The 7,967-nt window shown below is 63.0% G+C and carries 3 protein-coding genes; 2 read left to right on the plus strand and 1 reads right to left on the minus strand.

Features of this window, described 5'->3' with window-relative positions:
• Positions 1 to 65: 65 nt before the first annotated feature.
• Positions 66 to 374, plus strand: coding sequence for a transposase (locus BFP93_RS29425; protein ID WP_065883309.1), 309 nt, complete (start codon positions 66 to 68; stop codon positions 372 to 374).
• Positions 375 to 382: 8 nt separating this feature from the next.
• Positions 383 to 1,213: an IS3 family transposase gene (locus tag BFP93_RS22505; protein WP_256095152.1), complete on the plus strand. Its 831-nt coding sequence runs from the start codon at positions 383 to 385 to the stop codon at positions 1,211 to 1,213.
• Between the two features lie 257 nt (positions 1,214 to 1,470).
• Here the strand turns inward: BFP93_RS22505 and BFP93_RS22510 are convergent.
• Positions 1,471 to 7,967, minus strand: a 6,497-nt coding sequence (locus tag BFP93_RS22510; RefSeq protein WP_141688003.1) for a non-ribosomal peptide synthetase, incomplete at its 5' end; no start/stop codon positions are given.

Genomic DNA, 7,967 nt, shown 5'->3' on the forward strand with positions numbered 1-7,967 from the left:
TGAACTGGCCTAATGCTCCCGGACACCTCTTAAGGGCGATATGATTCGCCCAATCAGGAGGTTTCATGCAAGAGCGAAAGACCTACACCCGCGAGTTCAAGCAACGTGCTGTAAGCATGGTACTTGATGATAACTGCTCAGTTCCTGACGTCTGTGCGTCGATGGAGGTTGGCCCCACGGCTCTGCGCCGTTGGATTGAGCAGGTTCGCAAAGAGCGTCAGAAAGGGCAGCCAGTGGCAGGTACTAAGGCAATCAGCGATGAACAGCGAGAGCTTCAACAGCTGCGAGCCAAGGTCAAGCGCCTGGAGACCGAGGCTGAAATCTTAAAAAAGGCTACGGCTCTCTTGATGTCGGATCCCGATCGTTTTTCCTGATCGAGGAGCTGAGAGAGTCGAGTTCGTATCCGATCTGCCTGCTTTGCAGTGCGCTGGGCGTTTCCCGCAGCGCGTTTTATGACTGGCTTAAGCGTCGCTCAGTGCCGAATACCAAGCGTGACGCGCTCAGAGCAAAAGTTGCGCAATTGCATGACGAAAGCCGGGGAAGTGCAGGCGCGCGGATGATCTCTCAGCACTTGAAAGCCCAGCAGATCAAGGTGGGACGGCATCTGGCCGGAAAACTCATGGCGGAGGCAAATCTGGCCAGCAGACAGCGCCGCCGCCATCAGTATCGCTCTAGAGGCGTCGAAGCATTTGTGGCCAAGAATCTGCTCGAGCGTAACTTCGAGCCAACCGCAATCAATCAGGCCTGGTGCGGCGACGTTACCAGCCTGATGGTTGGTAAACGTTGGTATCACTTGGCAGCGGTCATTGATCTGTTCGCCCGCCGAATCGTTGGCTGGGCGTTTTCCCTGATCAACGACGCCAACCTGGTTAGCAAGGCGCTGAGAATGGCGGTGGAGGTTCGAGGCAAACATGCAGGCTTGATGTTTCATTCGGATCAAGGCAGCCAATACACCAGCCAGCTCTTTCAGTCCGAGCTGCTGGAGCATGGAATAACGCAAAGCATGAGCCGCAGAGGGCAATGCTGGGACAACGCGCCAACAGAGCGTTTCTTCGGGACGCTTAAATCAGAGTGGGTGCCCAATAAGGGCTACACCACAGTTGAAGAAGCCAGGCGGGATATGACCAGCTTCTTCATGCGATACAACCGAATCAGGCTCCACAGCTACAACAACTACCTGTCGCCAATAGCCATGGAGCAAAAAGCGGCATAAACACCGTAATCGGTGTCCGGGATTACTTGACCAGTTCAAGCCCCCTCCCACATTGGATAATGCCGTCCTGATCCGCCTCGTAATGGTTGAGCATCGCTGGGAATTCTGACCGCACGGCGACAAGCTCACCAATCGGCGGAGTAATGGGGATCAAAATGTGGGAGGGGGCTTGCCCCCGATGGCAGTGTGTCAGTCAATACATCTGTTGACTGTGACACCGTAATCGGGGGCAAGCCCCCTCCCACATTGGATACGGGTTACCCCATCGCCTGCGCCAGGCTGCGGATGAACGCGGCGCTGTCGATAATGCCGTCATGGTCAGTCTCGATCATCACCGAACGCTCGATGCGTCCCTGGCTGATCACTGTCGCCATCTGCTGTTCAATCAATTCCCTGAAGCGCCCTGCCCGGCTCATGGACGCCCACCAGCAACTGACTGGCGCCTTGATCGGCTTGAAGTCCGACGCGACCATGCGTTCGCTCAACGCGCGGTCGACGTCCCAGGCAATCTGCGCTTCGTTGCCGTGCAGCAATTGCTCCTTGATGGCGGTAAAGGTTTCGCCCAAGGCCTGCTCAGCCCAGCTCACGAACCCTTGCCATTGACCCATTTCATCCTCGGCATCGCGCTGGCACTGCTCCCAGGCACGCTGTATCGCCTCGGCGAACTCAGGGAACATCACGCCCAGTAACGCCGCGCGGCGCTCGTTGGCCGAAACCTCACGATCTTCCCCCACGTCTACCGCATCCCAGTAAGGCTTGACCCACTGCGGCGGCGCGGCGTCGATCCACCCCACAAACTCCACCTCACGCCCCGCCTGTTCCAGGCCGTGCGCCACTTCCATCGCCAGGTTGCCGCCCAACGACCAACCTGCCAGGCGGAACGCCCCGTGGGGCTGGGCCATCAGCAATTGTGTGGTGTAATCCTCGACCATCACTTGCCAGTGCGGCACCGCAGCGCCCTCCTCGGCCAATGCTCGGCACATCACCCCGAATACCGGGCGCTGCTCGCGCAGTGCCAGGGCAATCGCGGTGTAGCAATGCACCGAGCCAAAGCTTGGGTGGAACAGGAACAACGGCGTGCCTTCGGTCTGCTGGTTGAGCCTGACGATCAACGACGTTCGGTTATCGCCCTGCAAGCAGCTGACCTGCCCGGCCACAGTTGGATTGAGCATCAACTGGCTGACCGACAAATTCACGCCGCTGGCCTTGCGGATGCGCTCCTTGAGCATCAGTACCCGCAACGAATGGCCACCCAGTTCGAAGAAATTGTCGTGCAGCCCCACGCGTTCCACGTCCAGCACCTCGCTCCAGATCGCCGCGACCTGCTGCTCTATTTCGCTGCGGGGTGCCTGGTACTGCCCGGTGCCGTGGGCCTCTGGCTTGGGTAATGCCCTGCGATCCAGCTTGCCGTTCGGGCTCAGCGGCATCTGCGCCAATACCACCCACTGCGCCGGCACCATATAGTCCGGCAACTGCGCGGCCAGGTGCGCAACCAACGCGGCTTTCCAATCGTCCTGCGGCTGTTGCAGCACCAGGTAACCCACCAGGTGGGTGCCGTCGACCGCGAGCACTGCCGCTTCACGGATGCTGCTGTGTTTCAGCAGGCGCGCTTCGATCTCACCCAGCTCGATGCGCAGCCCGCGCAGTTTGACCTGATGGTCGATGCGCCCGGCGTACTCAAGCACGCCATCGTCGCGATAACGTGCCAGGTCGCCGGTGCGATACAGGCGCGTGCCGCTGCCGAACGGATCGGTGACAAAACGCTCGGCGGTCAGCGCGGGACGACGGTGATAACCCCGCGCCAGCCCGACCCCACCCAGATACAACTCACCCAACACACCGACCGGCGCCGGTTCCAGGTTGGCGTCCAGCACATAGCACGAAAGATTGGCGATTGGCCGGCCGATCGGCACGGCGTCGCGGCCCTCTTCGACGCAGGTCCAGTGGGTCACGTCGATTGCCGCTTCGGTGGGGCCATACAAATTGTACAACCCAGCGCCGGGTAGCTTGGCGAAGACCTGCTGCTGGGCGTCGGCGGGCAGCGCTTCGCCACTGCAGACAATGCGTTGCAGGCTGTGGCACGAGGCCACCTCTGCGTCTTGCAGGAAGGCTTGCAGCATGGACGGCACGAAATGCAGCGTGGTGATCTGGTGCGCGTTGATCAGGCTGACCAGCCGCGCCGGGTCACGATGGTCGCCCGGTGCGGCCACCACCAGGCGTGCGCCGGTCATCAATGGCCAGAAGAACTCCCACACCGACACGTCAAAGCTGAACGGCGTTTTCTGCAGCACGCTGTCACGGGCCTCGAGGCCATACGCCTGCTGCATCCAGCACAGCCGGTTGGTCAGTGCACGATGGCGGTTGCCGGCGCCCTTGGGCTGGCCGGTGGAGCCGGAGGTGTAGATCACATAGGCGAGGTTTTCGCCGTGCACGGCGACGTTCGGGTTGTGGACGCTGAAGGCGTCCGGCGAGGCGTCGCCGCTTTCCAGCACCAGGCATTGCACGCCGGCTGGCACCGGCAGTTGCGCCTGCAGATGGGCCTGGGTCAACAGCAGTTGCACAGCGCTGTCCTGCAGCATGTAGGCCAGTCGCTCACGCGGGTATTCCGGGTCCAGCGGCACGTAGGCACCGCCCGCCTTGAGCACCGCCAACAGGCCCACGACCATTTCGATCGAGCGCTCCAGCGCCAGCCCCACCAGTACGTCCGGGCCGACGCCGGCAGCGATCAGGCGATGGGCCAGGCGGTTGGCCCGGGCGTTCAATTCGGCGTAGCTCAAGGTGTGCCCGGCAAACAGCAGCGCCGGGGCCTGCGGCGTGCGATGCACTTGCGCCTCGATCAACTGATGCACCGCTTGATCCAGAGGATATTCCACCGCAGTGGCGTTCCATGTCTGCACCAGCGTTGCGCGCTCGGCGGCGGCCAGGGTTGGCAATGCGCCCAGGGGTTGGGAAGCATCGTCTGCCAATGCCATGAGTAATTGCTGGAAGTGCTCGGCCAGGCGCTGGATGTGCGCTGCGCTGAAGGCCTTGCGGTCGTAGTTGAACTCCACGCCCAGGCTGTCGCCTATCGCCAGCAGGACCGTCAATGGGTAGTGGGTCTGCTCCAGGCTTTGCACCGCGCCAAAGCGCAGCCCCGACGGCGCGCCCTGCTCCAGGGCCTCGGACACCGGGTAGTTTTCGAAGACCAGGATACTGTCGAACAGCGCTTCGCCACCCAGCCCGGCCCAGCGCTGGATCTCGAACAACGGTGTGTGTTCCTGCTCACGCAAGCTCAGGTTCTGCTGCTGGACCTGCTGCAGCCACTGACTGACCGACATCTGTGCATCCGGGGTCGCCACCACCGGCAAGGTGTTGATGAACAGGCCGACCTGCTGTTCAATCCCGCGCAATTGCGCCGGACGCCCTGCCACTGTAGCGCCGAACGCCACGGTGGCGTGCCCGGTGTGGTGCTGCAGCAGCAACAGCCAGGCGCTTTGCACCAAGGTGTTGAGGGTGACTTTGTTGCGCTGGACGAACGCTTTGAGACGCTCGGTCTGCGGCGCGTCAAGACTCAGGCGATGCTCACCGTTAATCGCCAGGGCCGTGTCGTCCTGCACCTGTGCGCCACGCGCCAGGCGCGTAGGTTCCTGCAAGTTGATCAACTGGTCTTTCCAGAACGCCTGGCTGAGTGCCTTGTCCTGGGCGTGCAGCCAGGCAATGTAATCGCGATAACGCCCGGTCGGCACCGGCAATGGTTCACCTGCATAGTGTTGCAGGACTTCGCCAAACAACTGCGAACCGCTCCAGCCGTCCATCAGGATATGGTGATTGGTGTAGATCAAGTGATAGCTCGACCCACCGGTGCGCACTACCGTCAGGCTCAACAGCGGCGCCTGTTCCAGCACAAAGCCCTGGGCCCGCGCCGACTCGGCCAGGCTGTCGAGGGATAAGGCAGCATCGTCGCGCGCTTGCCAGTCCAGCTCGACAAACGGCAGGCGAACCTGCTTGTAGACCACCTGCAAGGGCTGCTCCAGCTCGGCCTGCCAGACAAAACCGCTGCGCAGGATCTCATGACGCTCGACCGCCGCCTGCCACGCTTGGTGGAAGCGCGGTACATCCAGGCCGTGCACGTCGATGCGCATCTGGTTGATGTAGTCACCCGAGCCTTCGCCGTACAGCGACTGGAACAGCATGCCCTGCTGCATCGGTGACAGCGGGTACAGGTCTTCGACCTCGGCGGCGTTCAGCGCCAGGTCATCGAGCTGCTGCTGGGTCAGGTTCGCCAGGGGGAAGTCGGACGGCGTCACGCCCCGGTTGGCCGGCTCGCAGCATTGGTCGATCAGGGCCTTGAGTTCCCGTGCGTATTCATCGGCCAGTTGCTGGACAGTCGCTTGCGCGAACATCGCCTGGCTGAAACTCCAATTGAGCCTCAACTCGCCGCCATACACCTGGCCGTTGATTTCCAGCCAGTTACCCAACGGCGCCTCCGGGCTTTGCTCGGCACCGCTGGCGTCGCCGGAAGGCGTAAACAGCCCTGGCCGCTCGGCGCTGTCGAAGCTGACGTCGAACTGTCCCAGGTAGTTGAACGTGATGCGCGGGCGTGGCAACGCGGCCAAGGCCTGCCGGGCCTCGGCATCGCCCAGGTAACGCAGGGCGCCAAAGCCCAGGCCCTTGTCGGGGACGGCGCGCAGTTGTTCCTTGATCTGTTTGAGGGAGCTGGCCAGGGTGGTGGCCGGCAGCAATTTCAACGGGTAAAGGCTGGTGAACCATCCGACGGTGCGGGTCAGGTCGATCTCGTCGAACAGGTCTTCGCGGCCGTGGCCTTCGAGCCTGATCAACATCGACTCATCACCGGTCCAGCGCGTGATCACACGGGCCAGGGCGGTCAGCAACAGGTCGTTGATCTGGGTGCGATAGGCACTCGGCGCGTCCTGCAGCAAGCGACGGGTGTAGACCGGGTCCAGCTGCGTACTCACACTCAGCGCCAGGTGGTTGCTCAGGCTGGCCTGCGGGTCGGCGCCCGGCAAGCCGGACGGACTGCCGTGCAGTTGCGCCTGCCACCAGACCAGTTCGTGTTGCAGTGCCTCACTGCGCGCATACGTCTGCAGGCGTTCAGCCCAGGCGCGGGTGGCGCTGGTCTTGGCCGGCAGTTGCACGGCGGCGCCCTGGGCCAGTTGCTGATAGGTGCTTTGCAAATCTTCGAGCAGGATGCGCCAAGACACGCCGTCAACCACCAGGTGATGGATGACCAGCAACAATCGCTGGGACCCGTCGGCCAGTTGCGCCAGCACCGCACGCAACAAGGGCCCCGCCTCCAGGTCGAGGCTGCGCTGGGCTTCTTCGCCCAGGGCGTCAAGTTCCTCGACTGTATTCAAGGTGGTCTGCCACAGGACCTGGTCGGCCTGGTGCAGGTGCGGCCCACGGTACGCCGCACTCCAGCCCGCCGGCCCCTGCACAAATGTGCTGCGCAAGGCATCGTGGTGCACGATCAGCGCCTCAAGCGCGGCCACCAGCAGCGGCACCTGCAAGGGCTGGTGCGGTTGCAGCACCACCGATTGGTTCCAGTGGTGACGCTGGGGGATGTCATCGGCAAAAAACGCCTGCTGCACCGGCAACAGCAGCAGCTCGCCGCTCAGTGCCGACTGATCCAGCAGCACTGCGCCCTCGCCTTCCCGGGCGACTGCCGCCAGGCTCTGCACGGTCTGGTGCTGGAACAGGTCCTTGGGCGAAAAGCGCACGCCGACCTGACGCGCCCGGCTGACCACCTGGATCGACATGATCGAGTCGCCGCCCAGCTCAAAGAAGTTGTCATGCAAGCCCACTTGCGGCAGGCGCAGCACGTCGCACCAGATCGCGGCGATCTTGCGCTCCAGTTCGCTCTGGGGCGCTACATACACCTGCTGCATCAGGCTTACATCCGGCAGCGGCAGGCCCTTGCGGTCGAGCTTGCCGTTGGGGGTCAGCGGCATGCGTTCGAGGAACATCAGGTGGGTAGGCACCATGTAGTCCGGCAAACGGGTTTTCAAGGCGCGACGCAGGGTTTCGCGGCCGTTGGCCTGGGCGACGGCATCGTCGAGCAGGGCCGGATCAAGCGGCACCACGTAGGCCACCAACTGCTTGCCGGTCGGACCTTCCTGGGCCACCACCACGGTTTCGCCGACGCTGTCCTGTTCGCGCAGGCGCGCTTCGATTTCACCCAGTTCGATACGGAAACCACGGATCTTGACCTGATGGTCGACGCGACCCAGGTAATCCACCACACCGTCCGGACGCCCACGGGTCAGGTCGCCGCTGCGATACACGCGGCTGCCGGGCTTGCCGAACGGGTCCGGCACAAAGCGTTCGGCGGTCAACGCCGGACGCTCCAGGTAACCCCGGGCCACGCCCTCGCCGCCCAGGTACAACTCACCGGCCACGCCGATGGGTTGCAGGTTGAGCTGCGCGTCCAGCACGTAGCCGCTGCGGTTGCCGAGCAAAGTGCCGATGGGCGCGTAGACGGCGCCGCATGGGTCGCCCTTGCGCGCCTTCCACAACAGTGGCGTGACCACGGTTTCGGTGGGGCCATAACCGTTGAACAGGTAGGTCGGTTTCAGTGCGCGCCAGGCCAGGTCGTAGCTGGCCTGGGCCACTGCATCACCGCCGAAGCAGTACACGCGCACCGCCGGAGGATTGCCGTCGCGCTCGGCGTGTTCGGCCAGTTGCTGCAGGTACACCGGTGGGAACACCGCCATGGTCACGTTGTGGCGGTGCATCTGTTCATAGGTGTATTCCGGCA

This window comes from Pseudomonas sp. 44 R 15 (assembly GCF_900004965.1).
Classification (GTDB): domain Bacteria; phylum Pseudomonadota; class Gammaproteobacteria; order Pseudomonadales; family Pseudomonadaceae; genus Aquipseudomonas; species Aquipseudomonas orientalis_A.